General features: G+C 50.9%; 13 protein-coding genes. 8 read left to right on the top strand and 5 right to left on the bottom strand.

Annotation, left to right across the window (positions count from 1 at the left end):
* Positions 1 to 5: 5 nt before the first annotated feature.
* Positions 6 to 1,841: a glutamine--fructose-6-phosphate transaminase (isomerizing) gene (gene glmS, locus HHL17_RS10075; RefSeq protein ID WP_169224594.1), complete on the bottom strand. Its 1,836-nt coding sequence runs from the start codon at positions 1,839 to 1,841 to the stop codon at positions 6 to 8.
* 268 nt (positions 1,842 to 2,109) lie between these two features.
* Positions 2,110 to 4,479: a S9 family peptidase gene (locus HHL17_RS10080; RefSeq protein ID WP_169224595.1), complete on the bottom strand. Its 2,370-nt coding sequence runs from the start codon at positions 4,477 to 4,479 to the stop codon at positions 2,110 to 2,112.
* A 101-nt stretch (positions 4,480 to 4,580) separates the two neighbouring features.
* On the opposite strand from HHL17_RS10080, the gene HHL17_RS10085 reads away from it, so the two are divergent.
* Positions 4,581 to 5,117 (top strand): histidine phosphatase family protein, encoded by a 537-nt coding sequence (locus HHL17_RS10085; protein WP_169224596.1) that lies wholly within the window; start codon positions 4,581 to 4,583, stop codon positions 5,115 to 5,117.
* Positions 5,118 to 5,296: 179 nt separating this feature from the next.
* Here the strand turns inward: HHL17_RS10085 and mgtE are convergent, their stop codons facing one another.
* Positions 5,297 to 6,673, bottom strand: a complete 1,377-nt coding sequence (mgtE, locus tag HHL17_RS10090; RefSeq protein WP_169224597.1) for a magnesium transporter — start codon at positions 6,671 to 6,673, stop codon at positions 5,297 to 5,299.
* 59 nt (positions 6,674 to 6,732) lie between these two features.
* On the bottom strand, positions 6,733 to 7,608 hold the full coding sequence (locus tag HHL17_RS10095; protein WP_169224598.1) for a bestrophin family protein: 876 nt from the start codon (positions 7,606 to 7,608) through the stop codon (positions 6,733 to 6,735).
* Between the two features lie 202 nt (positions 7,609 to 7,810).
* On the opposite strand from HHL17_RS10095, the gene HHL17_RS10100 reads away from it, so the two are divergent.
* The 6 genes from HHL17_RS10100 to hutG all read left to right on the top strand — a co-directional run bounded on the left by HHL17_RS10100 (position 7,811) and on the right by hutG (position 14,992).
* On the top strand, positions 7,811 to 8,224 hold the full coding sequence (locus HHL17_RS10100; RefSeq protein WP_169224599.1) for an SET domain-containing protein: 414 nt from the start codon (positions 7,811 to 7,813) through the stop codon (positions 8,222 to 8,224).
* Between the two features lie 693 nt (positions 8,225 to 8,917).
* Positions 8,918 to 9,409: a MarR family winged helix-turn-helix transcriptional regulator gene (locus HHL17_RS10105; protein ID WP_169224600.1), complete on the top strand. Its 492-nt coding sequence runs from the start codon at positions 8,918 to 8,920 to the stop codon at positions 9,407 to 9,409.
* A 38-nt stretch (positions 9,410 to 9,447) separates the two neighbouring features.
* Positions 9,448 to 11,016 (top strand): histidine ammonia-lyase, encoded by a 1,569-nt coding sequence (gene hutH / locus HHL17_RS10110; protein ID WP_169224601.1) that lies wholly within the window; start codon positions 9,448 to 9,450, stop codon positions 11,014 to 11,016.
* Complete coding sequence (gene hutU, locus HHL17_RS10115) at positions 10,994 to 12,664, top strand: urocanate hydratase (RefSeq protein ID WP_169224602.1); 1,671 nt, start codon at positions 10,994 to 10,996, stop codon at positions 12,662 to 12,664. The genes hutH and hutU overlap by 23 nt, the downstream gene beginning before the upstream one ends.
* A gap of 92 nt (positions 12,665 to 12,756) precedes the next feature.
* The gene (gene hutI / locus HHL17_RS10120; protein ID WP_169224603.1) at positions 12,757 to 14,007 is read left to right on the top strand and encodes an imidazolonepropionase; all 1,251 of its coding nucleotides are present in this window, start codon (positions 12,757 to 12,759) and stop codon (positions 14,005 to 14,007) included.
* The gene (gene hutG, locus HHL17_RS10125; RefSeq protein ID WP_169224604.1) at positions 13,991 to 14,992 is read left to right on the top strand and encodes a formimidoylglutamase; all 1,002 of its coding nucleotides are present in this window, start codon (positions 13,991 to 13,993) and stop codon (positions 14,990 to 14,992) included. Before hutI ends, hutG begins: the two co-directional genes overlap by 17 nt.
* 127 nt (positions 14,993 to 15,119) lie before the next feature.
* Here hutG and HHL17_RS10130 read toward each other — a convergent pair whose 3' ends face one another.
* The gene (locus tag HHL17_RS10130; RefSeq protein ID WP_169224605.1) at positions 15,120 to 15,947 is read right to left on the bottom strand and encodes a CHAD domain-containing protein; all 828 of its coding nucleotides are present in this window, start codon (positions 15,945 to 15,947) and stop codon (positions 15,120 to 15,122) included.
* Between the two features lie 104 nt (positions 15,948 to 16,051).
* Here HHL17_RS10130 and HHL17_RS10135 point away from each other — a divergent pair, with 104 nt between their 5' ends.
* Positions 16,052 to 16,642 (top strand): hypothetical protein, encoded by a 591-nt coding sequence (locus tag HHL17_RS10135; RefSeq protein ID WP_169224606.1) that lies wholly within the window; start codon positions 16,052 to 16,054, stop codon positions 16,640 to 16,642.
* The last annotated feature ends 66 nt before the right edge of the window (positions 16,643 to 16,708 follow it).

The following is a 16,708-nucleotide window of genomic DNA, read 5'->3' on the forward strand; positions in this document are numbered from 1 at the left end:
CTAAGTTATTCAACAGTCACACTCTTCGCCAGGTTTCTCGGTTTGTCTACGTCAAACCCTTTCATGACGCCGATGTGGTAAGCGAGCAGTTGTAAAGGGATAACGGAAACAATAGATGCAACGAGTTCATCTGCTGAAGGTACAAAAATAACGTCATCTGCCATGGGCGGAATGATGTGGTCACCTTCCGTCACAACCGCTATCACTTTACCTTTGCGGGCTTTGATCTCTTGAATGTTGGATACGATCTTTTCGTAGTAGCTGTCTTTGGTGGCCACAATCACAACAGGCAGGTTCTCGTCTACCAGTGCAATAGGACCATGTTTCATTTCCGCAGCGGGATAACCTTCCGCGTGGATATATGATATTTCTTTCAGTTTGAGCGCGCCTTCCAATGCTACCGGGAAGTTGTAGCCACGGCCCAGGTAGAGGAAGTCGCGGGCATCTTTGTATTTGGCAGCGATCTTTTGTACCTGGTCATCCAGTTTCAGCGCGGTAGCTACTTTTTCCGGGATCTGCTCCAGTTCATCGAGCAGGTGCTGGAAACGTTGGGTGGTGATGGAACCTTTCTCTGCGGCTATTTTCAGGCCTACGAGGCAAAGTACCGCCAGTTGCGCCGTGAAGGCTTTGGTGCTGGCTACGCCGATTTCCGGGCCTGCGTGCGTATAGGCGCCGGCGTGAGACAGGCGTGCAATGGAGGAACCTACCACGTTACATACGCCGAGGATGATAGCGCCTTTCTCTTTGGCCGCTTCAATGGCTACCAGCGTATCGGCTGTTTCACCTGATTGAGAGATAGCGATGATCACATCACCAGGGCCCACCACCGGGTTGCGGTAACGGAACTCTGAGGCGTATTCCACTTCCACCGGGATGCGGCATAATTCCTCAATCATATATTCCGCTACGAGACCGGCATGCCAGGAGGTGCCACAGGCTACAACGATGATGCGTTTGGCGTTGCTCAGGGTTTCTGCATATTCGCGGATACCACCCATGGTGAGGGTGCCATTTTTAGCATCCAGACGGCCACGCAAACTGTCAAAGATGGTTTGCGGCTGTTCAAATATTTCTTTCAGCATGAAGTGGGCAAAGCCGCCTTTCTCAATGGCTGCCAGCTCAATGTCCAGCTTCTGTATGTAAGGTGTTTGTCTTTCGTTGGAGATGTTTTTCAGGATCAGCTCATCCGCTTTAATGATGGCAATTTCGTAGTCGTTGACATATACTACCTCCTTGGTGTATTCCACGATAGGAGAGGCATCGGAAGCAAGGAAATGTTCTCCTTTACCCACACCGATTACCAGCGGACTGCCTTTGCGCGCGGCAATCAACGTATCAGGATTATCTTCGTCGATCAGTACGATCACATAAGCGCCGACCACTCTTTTCAGGGCTATACGCAGGGCTTCTTCGAGGGGGCACTGGTTCTGCTTTTTAATCTCTTCAATAAAATGCAGCAGCACCTCTGTATCGGTATCGCTCTGGAAAACATGTCCCTGGTTGGTCAGCTCCTGTTTCAGTTGTATATAGTTTTCGATGATGCCGTTATGTACCATCGACAGTTTTCCGTCACTGGAAACGTGGGGGTGTGCGTTGCGGTCACAGGGCTCGCCATGCGTCGCCCACCGGGTATGCCCGATGGCGATGGGGCTGCGCATGTCATAGCTGGACGCGTATTCTTCCAGTGCAGCAACTTTATCTTTCTTTTTGTATACCCGCAGTCCGTCATTGATGATGGCTACGCCAGCGCTGTCGTAACCGCGGTATTCCAGTCTTTTAAGGCCTTTCAATACTACCGGGTATGCTTCTCGGTGCCCGATGTAAGCTACAATTCCACACATGTGTTTAAGAGTGTTTTTTGGTGAGGGTGTTCATTGCAATATCGCATAAATTGTTAAAATAACATCACTTGATGTTAATAAAATATAATATAAGATATGGTTTCTACGCGTGCGTTTTCAAATAACGTGCATTCTTCGCAACATGAAAATTAAATGAAAAAGGGAATATAGTGCGCGATTAACCGAATGTTAATATCCGGATCATCATTCACTATATTCCCCTCTTATTAGTTACATAGGATGTATATATGATCTACATCCTGTATGGTTATTTCAATAATGTATTATCGAACAAATGTAAGATTCTTTTGTATTCATCCGTCCAACTGCTGGGTGTTGTAAATCCGTGGTCTTCCACCGGGTATACTGCCAGCTCCCAATTATCTTTTCCCAGTTCTATCAATCGTTGTGACAATCTCACGATATCCTGGAAATGTACGTTGGTGTCTACCATGCCATGACACATCAGCAGTTTGCCTTTCAGTCCTCCTGCAAAATAAATGGGGGAAGAGCGGCGATACGCAATACTGTCGGTGAATGGCTCATTCAGGATGTTGCTCGTATATCCGTGATTGTAATGCGCCCAGTCTGTAACAGAGCGTAAAGCGGCACCGGCTGCAAACACGCCTGGTTTGGTAAACATCGCCATCAGCGTCATAAAGCCACCGTAGCTGCCACCATAAATTCCAATGCGGCTGGCGTCAACCTGCAATTTCTCTGCCAGATATTTAGCTGCGTCCACTTCATCGTCCAGGTCTTTGCCGCCCATATACCGGTAAATACCGGTGCGCCAGTTGCGGCCGTAGCCGGCACTGCCACGGTAATCCACGTCCAGTACAGTGTAACCTTTATCGGTCAGCAGATTGTGGAACATATATTCACGGAAATAATTGCTCCACCATTTATGCGCATTTTGCAGATAACCGGCGCCATGTACGAAAATAACGGCAGCGCCGTTTTTCTTCGCTGGGTCTGGCGTATACAACCGTGCATATACAGGCTGATTGTCGCGGGCGGTGAAAGTAATCACCTGCGGATCGCGCCAGGGATAGGATTTGAATTCAGCCGACTGCGCCATGTTGGTCACCTGCACGGGTTTGCTGCCCGGACTGTTAGGCTGCAGGTACAATTCCCATGGCTTGGTGGAATAGGAGTAACGGTAAGCGATCCATTTTTCGTCAGGTGAAATGCTTACTTCGTTGGCCCCTTCCATGGTGGTGATGCGTTCTGCCTTTCCTCCGTTAACGCCTATACGATAAAATTGTTTTTCGCCTGGATGTACTTCGTTGGTGGAGATGTAAAAATGTTTTTTATCGTTGGAGAGATAAACATCCTGTACTTCATAATTGCCTTTAGTCAGTTGTTCAGTCTGCCCGGTCACTACCTGCGTGGTATACAGGTGAGAATAGCCAGTGGCTTCTGACTGGTACCAGCAGGTGTTTTCATCGGTCCATCCCAGGCTGGTATTGATTTGCCATCCGCTGATGCCGGGGCCGCCTATCCAGGCTTCGTCACGCTGACGGTTCAATGATTTCACCTTTCCGGTAGCGGGATCAATCAGTACGATCCAGCGGTCTTTGTTGTCGAGGGAACGTATATCTGTAATGAGATGCGTGCCCTTGTCTGACCATTGCGGGGCATTGACAAGTACGCCGCGCACTTTGGCGCTGTCTCTGCCAGGATAGTCTTTGCTGTAGTCCGGCAGGTCTTTAATGCCGGGCAGGTCTGTTACCACAATTGGCAATACCGTATCTTTTTCACGGTCGTAAAGGTAGCAGTCAACTGCAGCCTGCGGCCCGCCTACTTTATCACGGGAATGGATATCCGTAGTAAAACCGGAAGCGGTAACAAACTCCGGAACGATGGTATTTTTACCACCTGCTTCCTTATACACCTGGTAGGTAACATAACGGCCATCAGGGCTTATTTGCGCGCCGTCCAGCTTTTTGTCGCCGAGGTACAGCTTACGCAGTGGTTTGGTGTCGTTTTGTTTAGCGAAAGCGGTGGCGGCATCTTTTTTCGCTTTTTTGTCGCGGATGACAGCCAACAGTTCCAGCTGCTGTGCTTTTAGGTATTTCTCCTGGTCATTGCCTTTTTCGAGATCGCTCTTTTCTGCCGGTGGCTTGTCGCCGGTAGTAAAGTTGGTCAACTGGGTAGTAAGACCGGTGGACCTGTTCCAGGCAAAGAGGTCCTGGTTCTGCGTGTATACCACCTGTTGTCCGCCGAAACTAAAGACAGGGTTGGTTTCTGAGGCGGTGGTTTGGGTAATGCGGATGGTTTTGCCGGACTTTACCTCCATCAGGTATACATCTCCCTGGTAACTATAGGTGAGCAGGGTTTTATCTGTATTGTAGCTGCCTCTCGCCCGGGCTGCAATCAGGCCGCGGTCGGCGGCTGTTGTCTTTACCGGAGCGTGGTTTTTGATACCGGCGGCATAGAGGGAATCAGACAGTTGCTGGTCGGGATTCCAGCTGAAATAAACGGTCTGATTGTCGGTTCCCCAGAAAATATTATCGGGGGAAGTGCCTATCCATTTAGGATCGCGCATGATTTTTTCTACCGTAAGAGGCCCTGGTTGCTGGGCATAGAGACTGTTGGCTGATAAAAAAATAATGGCGGGCAATACCCATTTTGTCATAGCGGTTCAGTATTTTGTTGGGCGATAAATGTAACAGTTTAATCATAAATTGCTACAAATTTTGGATAGACGCCGGTTGGCTGTCTCTCATTATGCAGCTTATGCGCTTACTGCCTATCATATTTTGCCTTATCCTGCTGGCAGCCTGTAAACCCAAGGCGCCGGTACGGCAACCGGTACCAGTATCGGAAGACACTACTTTCCTGACGGGTACGTTCTACCTCGTCCGGCATGCAGAACGTTATCCCGGCGGCATGGATACCACCCTCACAGCGGAAGGTTTCCAACGCGCCGGTCTTTTATATGAACGGCTGAAAAATGCCCATCTCGACAAGATTTACCTGACGCCCTACCGCCGCTGCATCCAGACGGCCGACAGCCTGCGGATCAAACAACACCTGGATACCTGCTTCTATAAGGCAGATACTACCGGAGAATCATTGATATACGAAATCACGCGCCATGGCGACTGGGGAAAGCGCATCCTCGTCATTGGCCACAGTAATACGCTGGTGCCGGTATTGCGTGGACTGCGTGCTAAACCACACATGGCAACTATCGGAGAAGATGAATATAACTGGTTGTTTATCGTCCGCAAAACATCCGACGGGACTACCCTTACGGAAGATTGCTACTAATCCGTTATAGAAGACGTTACCAATCTCATATACAAGGCTGCTACCAATCTTAAAAGGCTTTTCATCGAAACCACAAAGCCGGCTGTTTCAGCCGGCTTTGTGAACATCGTAGCCCAGGGCTTCAGCCCTGGGAACCCGGGAAATTCGAAATCGGGATTCAACATCCGATTCCCCTGATGTTATAATAAAATACCTTTCATCAGTGTATAAGCCACGGAGAAATAAATCAGCAGCCCGGTCACGTCCACCAGGGTGGCCACAAACGGAGCCGAAGAAGTGGCAGGGTCGGCGCCGGCTTTCTTCAGAAGAATAGGCAGCATAGAGCCGGAGAGGGTTCCCCATAATACGACGCCTACGAGGGAGAAGCCTACGGTGGTGCCAATCAGTACGGTATGTTCGCCGTAAGTATGGAAAAGGCTGTTCCATAGCAGGATGCGGATGAAACCGATGAATCCCAGCACGCTGCCCAGCAGCAGGCCGGAAATGATCTCGCGCCGCATAACGCGCCACCAGTCGTTGATACTGATTTCACCGAGTGCCATGGCCTGGATGATCAGGGTGGAAGCCTGTGAGCCGCTGTTACCGCCGCTGGAAATGATCAGGGGGACAAACAGCGCCAGTACGACGGCTTTGGCTATTTCGTCTTCAAAGAAGCCCATGGCCGTAGCTGTCAGCATCTCACCGATAAAGAGTACAACGAGCCAGCCTACCCTTTTTTTGACCAGCTTCAGCAGGGGCATATCGAGGTAAGGCTCGTCCAACGCTTCGGTACCACCGATTTTCTGGATGTTTTCGGTGTGTTCTTCGTTGGCGATCCAGAGGATATCATCGATCGTTACGATGCCCAGCAGTATGCCGTTGTCGTCTACTACGGGCAGTGCCACGCGGTTTTCCATCCGGAATACCTGGACGGCTTCTTCCTGGTCGTCGTTGGCACGAAGGGATACGAAGCGGTCATCCATCAGGGTATGTACCACCGTATCGGTGGCTACCAGCAGGAATTCGCGGATACGGAAGTCATCGAGCAGGTGGCCCCGTTCATCGATCACATATATAACGTCAATGGTTTCACTGTCTTTGCCATGCTCCCGGATATAGTCCAGCACCTGTTTTACGGTCCACTCTTCTCTTACAGCGATGTAGTCGGGCGTCATGATACGGCCCACGCTGTTCTCCGGGTAACCCAGCAGGGAGAGGGTGATCCGGCGTTCTTCAGGGTCCAGCAGTTTGATCAGTTCTTTCACCGCTTCGCTGGGCAGTTCTACCAGGAAGGCGGTACGGTCATCTGCCGGCAGCTCGTTCATCAGCTCGGCGATCTTGGCAGGGGGCAGTACCCGGATCACATCTTCCTGCAGCGGGAAGTCCAGGATACGGAAAGCCGCTGCCGCTCTGGTGATCGACAATTGATGGATGATGATGCCCGCGTCTTCGGGATTATCATGGATCAGGTCCGCTATATCCGTAATTAACTGGTCGTCCAGGTACACCGAGAGCTCGCGATAGTTTTTTTCTTTCTTCAGTGTGCTGAATTTCTCCAGTAATGCTTCATTTTCCATGTACTAATTTGACTCTATGCGCGAAAATAAGTTAAAATAAAACGCCTCCGGGGTTATCACTATAATAATTCTCCGATGTGTTTGCGGATATTATTGGAAATAGTATCGGTGGGCAGGTCGTTGGCATCAAAGCCAAACGGGTCCTCAATTTCTTCCGCGATCAGCTCAAGGCTGGCCAGTACAAAAAAGATGAATACGACCATGGGGATAATGAGATACCCCAGGCTGAACACATACCCGAAAGGCATGGTCATGATATAGAAGAAGATGAATTTTTTGATGAATACGCTGTAACTGAAGGGGATAGGGGTGCTTTGGATACGCTCGCAGGCGCCGCATACTTCGGTGAAGGTCTGTAGCTCGTTGTTGAGGACGATCAGCTGTTCGCCGGTCAACTGTCCCTCCCGTTGCAGGTCTGCAATTTTCTGCATGATCCGGATTGCCAGCTGATTAGGCACATGCTTCGTCGGGTCCAGCGGTGGCTGTCCTTCGGGCAGCGCTTCCATCTCTTCAGCTTTATATATCTTCCGCAGATGGTTTTTCAGGCCGAAGGCATAGTTGGGGATCATGGTCCGGAAGAAAGCCCGGGCTTCGGTATTGCCGGCCGGCAGCATGGCTTGCAGCTTAATGGCCAGGTTGCGGCTGCTGTTCACCAGCGAGCCCCATTGGCGGCGGCCTTCCCACCAGCGGTCATAGGCGGTGTTGGTCCGGAACACCAGCAACAGGGATATCACAAACCCCAGCAAACCGTGCATCAGGGATATGTTCTTGATTTCACTGTTGGACGACAGTTGCCAGAACGATAGCTCCAGCCAGGCTACAATAGCAGAATAAATGGCCAAAGCTATAAACATGGGAAAGAGCTTCCGTACTGTGTCCGCTTTGTGGATACGGAAAATAAAGGTAAACCAGTCCTTCGGGTTGTAATTGATCATAAGCTTAAGTTAGCACCAGATATAAATCATTTAGAAATTTTGATATTTAGCTATTGGGAACCCCCTTAAATGATCAAATTTCCAAATAAACAAATAGCCAAATGAGATTAAATCGGGCCGCAAACCTAAAATTTTTCAACATGATTTTGATAACTTCTTCCTTTAACTTTACTTTACGCCTTCTTTTATTTGAATAAGTGCTATGATTAAGCCATACTTGTACATTGATAAGTCTAAGGGAAAAGGACGCGGCGTATATACCAAAGAAAGGATACCCGCCGGTACCAGGATCGAAACGTCGCCCGTGCTGGTCCTCTCTTACGACGATACGGAGATTGTCGACAAAACGAAGCTCCATAATTATATTTTCCTCTGGGGGGTACGCGAAACACGCTCCTGTATTGCACTGGGCTTCTGCTCTATCTACAACCACGACTATAATCCCAACTGCGAGTACGAAATGGATTTTGATGCCGAAACTATGAGCATCATTACCCGCCGCGATATCAAAAGGGGAGAAGAGCTCTTTATCAACTACAACGGCGACGTGGAAGATGATTCCCCCGTTTGGTTTGATATGAAACGTACTAAAGAAGACCAGGCAAAGGCCAAATAAGATCATCAGGAGGAAGGCGGCCACAAAACTACCTTTTTTACCTTCAATACTTCAGCCACGGGCTTTGACCCGGATTTCCTTCCAGTAGAGGCCTGTGGCAGATTTGTTGAAAAAATTCCTGACATCCCTTGGTGCTTGGTTATTTTTTCCTAATATTGTATAAGTACTTATATAATTTTGTTCTTTGACAGTGTGATTTTTTGTTGAGACGTGCGAATAATAGGATAAGCAATCCTGTTATACACCCCTCCCCGTCAAAATGGAGGTGGTGAAAAGGTGGACTGTACCGTTTTTATATAGGTTTAGGAAGGTATTCTTCCAAAAAGCCTGCAGGAAACAAAACTCGCACGGTCGATAATGATCACACGGGTTGATGATAACCGCGACTGGCTGCTCACCATGATAGTACAGGTTGATGATAACCGCGGATGACCACCACTGGCTGCACACCCGCTATCGTCAATCATGATAGTACTGGTTGATGATAACCACGGATGACCGCCACTGGCTGCACACCGTTATCGTCAATCATGATAGTACAGGTTGATGATAACCGCGGATGACCACCACTGGCTGCTCGCCGCATGTTTATCATCTTTTTTTAAGATAAATATATAAGCGCTTATATAATTTTAGATTGAAGTAGCGGATTCCAATCAAAAAATCCGTAAATCAAAAAATCCGTAAATCGTAATGAGTTTTTATCCTTCACTCGGGTACCTGGTCTTCGGCAGCCGCCTGCGCCGGCTCAGCGAATACTTCCTCGCGGAAGTCAACAAGGTATATGAACAGGCAGGCATCCCCTTCGATGCCAGCTGGTTTCCTGTATTCTACCTGCTCTCCGGCCAACAGCCGATGCCTATCATCGACATCGCCGCACAGCTGGAGATTTCCCACTCTGCTGTCAGCCAGATGGTGACCAACCTGCGCAAAAAAGGACTGCTCAAAACTACACCCTGTAAAGATGATGGCCGGCGGCAGCTCGTAGCCTTCACCAAAAAAGGGACCGACATGCTGCAACAGATACAACCCATCTGGCAAGCCATTTCCACGGCCATGGAAGAACTGGTCACGGAAAACAAACAAAGCCAGCAGCTGCTGGCCGCCATAGCCCAGGTGGAACAGGCGGTGCAACAGCAACCACTCTCGGAAAGAGTGATCAAATCCATTCAAAAGAACGACTAATCATACACCAGCAATCTTTATCTATAAATCAACTAACCATGAGTGTTATTTTCAAATACGGTATCGACCAGCTGACGGTAGGCGTGGTGCTCGACATTGCCGCAGGCAAAATAAAAGGCGTCCTCACTCCGGAAGTCATCACCAAAGTCAATACCAGCAATGGATACGTGCAACAGATCGTATCGCGGCATACGACGGTGTACGGTATCAATACCGGCTTCGGCCCTTTATGCGATACCAAAATTTCGGAAGAAGATACCCGCGCGCTGCAGTATAATATCCTGCAAAGCCACAGCGTTGGCGTGGGTAGTCCCATCCCCGAAGAGATCGCACGTATCATGCTCATCACGAAAGTGCATGCACTGGCACAGGGATACTCCGGCGCAGCCCTCTCCACCCTGGAACGTATCATCTGGCATATCGAAAACCATGTAACGCCATTGGTGCCTGAAAAAGGCTCTGTAGGCGCTTCCGGCGACCTGGCCCCGCTGTCACACCTCTTCCTGCCGCTGATAGGCCTCGGAAAAGTCTGGTACAAAGGACAGGTAACTGCCATGGAAGCAGTACTGCAACAGGAAGGCATACAACCAGTGGTGCTTGGCCCTAAAGAAGGACTGGCACTGATCAATGGAACACAGTTCATCCTGTCTTTCGCCGTGAAAGCAGTGCAACGCCTGTACAACGCACTGGAAGCGGCTGACATCGTCGGCGCGCTCTCCCTCGAAGGCCTCATGGGCACCCATAAACCTTTCGACCCACGCTTACACGCGATCAGGCCTTTCGCCGGCAATCAGCTGGTGGCGCACCGCCTCAAAACCATGCTCGATAATTCCGAGATCATGGCTTCGCATGTGGACTGTGACCGGGTACAAGACCCCTACTCCCTCCGCTGTATGCCACAGGTACACGGCGCTTCGCGTACCGCATGGCTGCACCTCCTGGAACTCACCACCATTGAGCTCAACGCGGTGACAGACAACCCGATCATCTTCAGTGATACGGACACCATCAGCGGCGGCAACTTCCACGGTCAGCCCATGGCACTGCCGCTGGACTACGCCACCGTAGCGGCAGCAGAACTGGGCAATATCTCCGACAGACGCAGCTACATGATGATCGAAGGAAGATACGGCCTGCCTAAACTGCTCATCGAAGATGCCGGACTCAACTCCGGGTTCATGATACCGCAATACACTACCGCCGCCCTGGTAACGGAAAACAAAACCCTCTGTTTCCCTGCCAGCGCTGATAGCGTGCCCACCTCCCTCGGACAGGAAGACCACGTGTCTATGGGCTCCATCAGCGGCCGTAAACTCAACCAGGTGATCGGTAACCTGGAATACATCCTCGCTATCGAACTGCTGTACGCTGCACAGGCGGTGGATTTCCGCCGGCCGCGCAAATCCGGTCCCATCCTGGAAGCTGTACATAGCTACGCCCGCGAGAAAGTGACCTTCGCGCACAAAGACCGCATCTTCGCTTACGATATTGAAGCATTACACCAAATCATCACGGACCAATCTCTTGTGCGCGTAGCCAACGAAGCAGCCGCACAACATCAATTACCTTTAAATGGCATCTACCATGACCAGTTTGGACTTTATTAAACAATACGCGGCACATCCGCACTACAAAGCGCCCCGTGGCGCACAGCTGCATGCTAAATCCTGGCAGACGGAAGCACCGCTGCGCATGCTGCTCAATAACCTCGACGCTGAAGTGGCCGAAAACCCCGATGAACTGGTGGTTTACGGCGGTATTGGCCAGGCTGCCCGCAACCGCGAAGCATTGGAGAAAATTATTAAAACCTTACTGGAACTGGATGAAGACCACTCCCTGCTGGTGCAGTCCGGCAAACCGGTAGGCATCGTGCGTACCCACCCGCAGGCGCCCCGCGTGATGCTGGCCAACAGTAACCTCGTGCCCAAATGGGCTACCTGGGAGCATTTCAACGAACTGCGCTCCAAAGGCCTCATGATGTACGGCCAGATGACCGCCGGCAGCTGGATCTATATCGGTACACAAGGTATCCTCCAGGGCACCTACGAAACCTTTATGGAATGCGGCCGTCAGCACTTCAACGGCAACCTGGCCGGTAAACTGATCGTTACTGCCGGTATCGGCGGTATGGGCGGCGCCCAGCCACTGGCCGCTACCATGGCCGGCGGCGTAATGCTCGCTGCTGATATCGATCCTTCCCGCATCCAGAAACGTATCGATACCCGCTACATCGACCGCATGACCTACTCCTATGAAGAAGCAGTAGCATGGGCCAAAGAAGCTATGGCTAAAGGACAACCACTGTCCATCGGGCTTGTCAGCGATGCTGGTGATATGCTGGAACGCCTGCTCAAAGACAATATCATCCCTGATGTGCTCACTGACCAGACTTCCGCACATGACCCCATCAACGGTTATGTTCCCAATGGCATGACGCTGGAAGCTGCACTGGAACTGCGTAAGAAAGACCCCGCCCGCTACCGCGAGCTGTCACTCAAAAGCATGGCCCGCCACGTAGGCTTCATGCTGGAGATGCAACAAAAAGGCGCTGTCACTTTCGACTACGGCAACAACCTCCGCGAATTCGCCAGAGAAGGCGGAGAACCTAATGCATTCAACTTCCCCGGCTTCACACCGGCATATATCCGTCCGCTTTTCTGCGAAGGCAAAGGCCCATTCCGCTGGGTAGCTCTCTCCGGCGACCCGGAAGACATCTACACCACCGATCGTGCACTGATGGAAGCTTTCCCGGAAAATACCCACCTGATCAACTGGCTGAAACAAGCACAGGAAAAAGTGGCTTTCCAGGGACTGCCCGCCCGTATTTGCTGGCTCGGTCTTGGTGAAAGAGAAAAAGCAGGACTTATCTTCAATGAACTGGTAAGAACAGGCAAAGTGAAAGCACCAATCGTGATTGGCCGCGATCACCTCGACTGTGGCTCTGTGGCTTCACCTAACCGCGAAACAGAATCCATGAAAGACGGTTCCGACGCTGTCAGCGACTGGACACTGCTCAACCTCATGGCTAATACCGGCGGTGGCGCTACCTGGGTGTCTTTCCACCACGGCGGCGGCGTAGGCATGGGTTACTCCCAACACGCCGGTATGGTTGTACTGGCCGACGGAACAGACCGCGCAGCGGCCTGTCTGAGCCGTGTGCTCTTCAATGATCCGGCGATGGGCATCTTCCGTCATGCAGACGCCGGCTACGAAAAAGCACAGGAGTGGGGCGATAAATTCGGCATTAACATTTAACTATTTGGCTATTTGGAAATTTGATCATGGAAGAGGTTTCCTGAATATCAAAATTTCTAAATAGCCAAATAACCCAATAAAAAAACGTTCCCATGAAAATATTACTGGGGCCTTTCTCGCAAATCCTTCCCCTCAGCGGCTTATCGCTGAAAGGTACTTTGCAGGACGAACAGCTAACCGTTATTGAAAAAGGCGGTGTGGTGATCAGCGCGGGCAGGATTGTGGCCATAGGCCCATACAAAGCGCTGCTGCAGGAACATCCTGATTGTGAAGTGGCTTTCATCGACAAGCCCATGGTATTGCTGCCAGGTTTTATCGACTGTCACACGCATATCTGTTACGATGGCACCCGCAACCGTGATTACGCGATGCGTATCGCCGGGAAAAGTTACCTGGAGATAGCCCGCGCCGGTGGCGGTATATGGGACTCTGTTACCAAAACACGTGTAGCCGATCTCGTTACACTCGTGGAAAATACCGTCGCCAGGGCTAACCGCCATTTACAGGAAGGCGTTACCACCATAGAAGTGAAAAGCGGCTATGGGCTTAACTTTGAAAGTGAAGTGAAAATGTTGCGTGCCATTCAGCAGGCATCATTGCATACGGCTGCCACGCTGGTACCTACCTGTCTGGCTGCCCATATGAAACCGCGCGATTTTTCCGGCACTGAGGAGGAATATCTGCAATGGGCGCTCGATGAGCTGCTGCCCGTACTGAAAGCAGAATCACTGGCCGACCGGGTGGACATCTTCATTGAGGAAACTGCTTTCTCCACGAAAGCAGCGCTGACCTATCTGCAAAAGGCCCGTGAACAGGGCTTTGTTGCCACGGTGCATGCGGACCAGTTCAGCGCTGGCGGTGCTGCGGTAGCGGTGGCGGCAGGCGCGTTGTCAGCCGACCATCTGGAGGCCAGCAGTGACCATGAAATTGACCTCCTGGCAAAATCTGACACCGTGGCGGTAGTATTGCCCGGTGCCTCCCTCGGTTTGGGCATGCATTATGCCCCGGCACGCAGATTGCTGAATGCAGGGGCATCGGTGGCCATTGCGAGCGACTGGAACCCGGGATCTGCGCCTATGGGCGATTTGCTGGTGCAGGCCGCTGTGATGAGCGCAGCAGAAAAACTGTCAACCGCTGAAGTATTGGCAGCCCTGACATTCAGGGCCGCGCCGGCACTGCAGCTGAAAGAGGCAGGTCAACTGCTGGCCGGTTTTGCCGCTGACATGCAGGCTTACCCCACGGCCGATTTCAGGGATATCCTGTACTACCAGGGTAAAATGAAACCAGCCAAAGTGTGGAAAAAAGGAGAACTAGTTCAATCATCTTATGATAACAAAGGATAGCTACCGGCCAACGGCCGCCAACACATGGACCGGCCGTATCGATGGTACAGAAACAGACCTGCTGCGCTGGCATCAGGTGGTCCGCACAGTAGACCTGTTGCAACAACCGCTTCCTGCCCTGCAAAAAGGACAGAAAGGGGTGGCATTCCTCGGGTTTGCCTGCGATGAAGGAGTACGCCGCAATAAAGGCCGCACCGGCGCCGTAGAAGGCCCGGGCGCCCTGAGAAAAGCCGTGTCCAACTTCCCGGCCCATTTTGAGGAAAACACCGTTTTGCTCGATGCCGGTGATATCGTCTGTGCAGATACTGAACTGGAAAACGCGCAACTGGTGCTCAGCGAAGCGGTACAAGCACTGCTGGGGGCCGGTTACCTGCCTGTACTGCTGGGCGGCGGTCATGAAATTACGTATGGCCATGCCAGTGGTATCCGCAAATTTGTGCAGCAGAAAGGCAACCTCGGACTGATCAACTTCGACGCACACTTCGATATCCGTATCCCTGGCGAAGAAGGCCCCAGCTCCGGCACAGGCTTCTGGCAACTGGCGCAGGACTGTAAAAACAGCGATGAAACATTTAACTATCTCGCCCTCGGTATCCAGAAAAATGGTAATACCCGCCAGCTTTTTAATATCGCCGGAGAAGAAGGGGCGACCTACGTAGGCGCCGACGCTTTCCATCTGAATGATAAAGACACGCTGCTGGCAGCTATTCAGCATTTCCTCAGCCAGGTGGACCATGTATACCTCACTACCTGCCTCGATGTTTTTGCTGCGGCATTTGCACCGGGCGTGAGCGCTACGGCTTACAATGGTATTCTCCCGGGAGGCATGTTCCTGCAATGTTACAGGGCCATCATGCATAGCGGAAAAGTGCGGGGAGTGGATGTTGCTGAACTGAACCCCTCACTGGACCAGGACAACCGTACTGCCAAACTGGGCGCTGCCATTGTCTTTGAAACGCTGATGGCGTATTGTGGAGAAGAGTAATATCATTTAGGGATTTTTGATTTTCGAATTTTTTGATTTCGGGGATCACAAGATAGAAGACCGAAGCGAATGACCATTTGCTTCGGTCTTCTCTTTTACCAGTCCCCGAAATCAAAAAATTCGAAAATCAAAAAATCCCCAAATCTCTCAGGTGTTTGGCACTGTCCGCCAGCTTTTCCCTGGTTTCTTTTTGCAGCAGCTTTATCAGCTGTGACACTTCTTCCGGCAGCGGTATTTTTTCTTTTTTGATATGAGTGGCCGTTGTTTTTACAAACAACAACAGTTCGCTGGCATCGTGCCATTGCCCCAGCAGATCGCCGGCTTTTTTGGCGTGTTGCAGCTGCTTCCGGTGCCGATGGGTGTGATGAGGCAATTGCGTAACGATACCCAGTTGGTAATAAAGCCGTTTCATGCGTTTGCGCAGATTATGCCAGGAGGCAGCCGGGGCGCTGCTTTCGGGCAGTGTCGTTTCATCGTACATGGTCGCCACATGGCCTACGATGGCGTCAATGGCGGCTGTTTCATCAATGTCGTCGATGGCCTCCTTAAAAGCAGCAGGCAGCCGGGAGATTTTTTTGATGGAAAGGTGTTCCACGGTCGCTTCCAGTGCCTTATCGGCTGTGGCTAATTGTGTCTTTAATAACAGATGCGCCACAGCAAAACGCCAGCCGATGGTTTTTTCATGATGAGAGAGGACCTGTTCCTGTAAACGGGTGTCGCGGGAGGTGCCGCCAATATCCTGTAATATCCTGAGCGTGCTGAGATAGGAGCGTGTTTTCAGCCGATAGCCGGGTATTTCTTTTGCCACAGCCAGCAGGGCACGTATCTTTTTACTCCCCACCCGCAGCTGATGGATAGCTTGCTGTCGCCGGGAGGGATGCTGGAGCTGTTCAAACGCTGTCAGGATGGTGGCGCAGGCGGTCTCCAGATACTCGTGCAGAATGGTTTTCAGCATTATCTTAAAGTTAACGAAAAAGGGGAAGCCCGGGAAAAAATAGGTAGAAATACGCACCATTATACTTCTCTCTTTTCATAGTTTTGCCCAAAATCCACACGATTATGCAAATCATCCCCAAAGTGGCGGCAGTTTTATTGCTGGCTACCATCGGACTCCCTGCGGTGGCGCAGAAAATCAAACTGATCGATGGCGATCTGTCTGCCCTGAAAAATGAAAAACAGGTGAATGTTGAATTCACCTACGATCAACTGAAAGTCGGCAAGTTCGACAATGAAGCGGACTACATCCAGAAGAAAACAACGGAATACAACCAGAAAGAAGCGGGTAAAGGCGATAACTGGGCCAAAGCCTGGAAAAATGACCGTAAAGACCGCTTCGAGCCCAGCTTTCAGTCACTCTTTAATGAGAACAGCGATACCAAAGTAGGCGACTATTCCGGCGCTAAATACACGCTGGTTTTCCATACCACCTTCGTGGAACCAGGTTTCAATGTGGGTGTTATGCGTAAAAACGCTTACATCGATGCGGAGGTGCTCATCGTGGAAACAGGCAGCAAAAAAACGGTTGCTAAAATCTCCGTGGATAATGCGCCTGGCCGCATATTTGGCGGTTTCGACTTCGATACCGGCGAACGTATCAAAGAAGCTTACGCTGTTTCCGGAAAGAAACTGGCGAGGTTTATCAACAAATAATGGTCCGGCGTCTGACATCAAAAGATCATATATACAAAAAATCCCTGCTGATGGTTTATCAACAGG

It is taken from the genome of Chitinophaga fulva (assembly GCF_012927205.1).
In the GTDB taxonomy this organism is placed as follows: Bacteria; Bacteroidota; Bacteroidia; order Chitinophagales; family Chitinophagaceae; genus Chitinophaga; species Chitinophaga fulva.

Excerpts from the sequence above, each read along its gene's own strand:
- glmS (WP_169224594.1), bottom strand. The coding sequence starts at position 1,841 with ATGTGTGGAATTGTAGCTTACATCGGGCACCGAGAAGCATACCCGGTA.
- HHL17_RS10080 (WP_169224595.1), bottom strand. The coding sequence starts at position 4,479 with ATGACAAAATGGGTATTGCCCGCCATTATTTTTTTATCAGCCAACAGT.
- HHL17_RS10085 (WP_169224596.1), top strand. The coding sequence starts at position 4,581 with ATGCGCTTACTGCCTATCATATTTTGCCTTATCCTGCTGGCAGCCTGT.
- mgtE (WP_169224597.1), bottom strand. The coding sequence starts at position 6,673 with ATGGAAAATGAAGCATTACTGGAGAAATTCAGCACACTGAAGAAAGAA.
- HHL17_RS10095 (WP_169224598.1), bottom strand. The coding sequence starts at position 7,608 with ATGATCAATTACAACCCGAAGGACTGGTTTACCTTTATTTTCCGTATC.
- HHL17_RS10100 (WP_169224599.1), top strand. The coding sequence starts at position 7,811 with ATGATTAAGCCATACTTGTACATTGATAAGTCTAAGGGAAAAGGACGC.
- HHL17_RS10105 (WP_169224600.1), top strand. The coding sequence starts at position 8,918 with ATGAGTTTTTATCCTTCACTCGGGTACCTGGTCTTCGGCAGCCGCCTG.
- hutH (WP_169224601.1), top strand. The coding sequence starts at position 9,448 with ATGAGTGTTATTTTCAAATACGGTATCGACCAGCTGACGGTAGGCGTG.
- hutU (WP_169224602.1), top strand. The coding sequence starts at position 10,994 with ATGACCAGTTTGGACTTTATTAAACAATACGCGGCACATCCGCACTAC.
- hutI (WP_169224603.1), top strand. The coding sequence starts at position 12,757 with ATGAAAATATTACTGGGGCCTTTCTCGCAAATCCTTCCCCTCAGCGGC.
- hutG (WP_169224604.1), top strand. The coding sequence starts at position 13,991 with ATGATAACAAAGGATAGCTACCGGCCAACGGCCGCCAACACATGGACC.
- HHL17_RS10130 (WP_169224605.1), bottom strand. The coding sequence starts at position 15,947 with ATGCTGAAAACCATTCTGCACGAGTATCTGGAGACCGCCTGCGCCACC.
- HHL17_RS10135 (WP_169224606.1), top strand. The coding sequence starts at position 16,052 with ATGCAAATCATCCCCAAAGTGGCGGCAGTTTTATTGCTGGCTACCATC.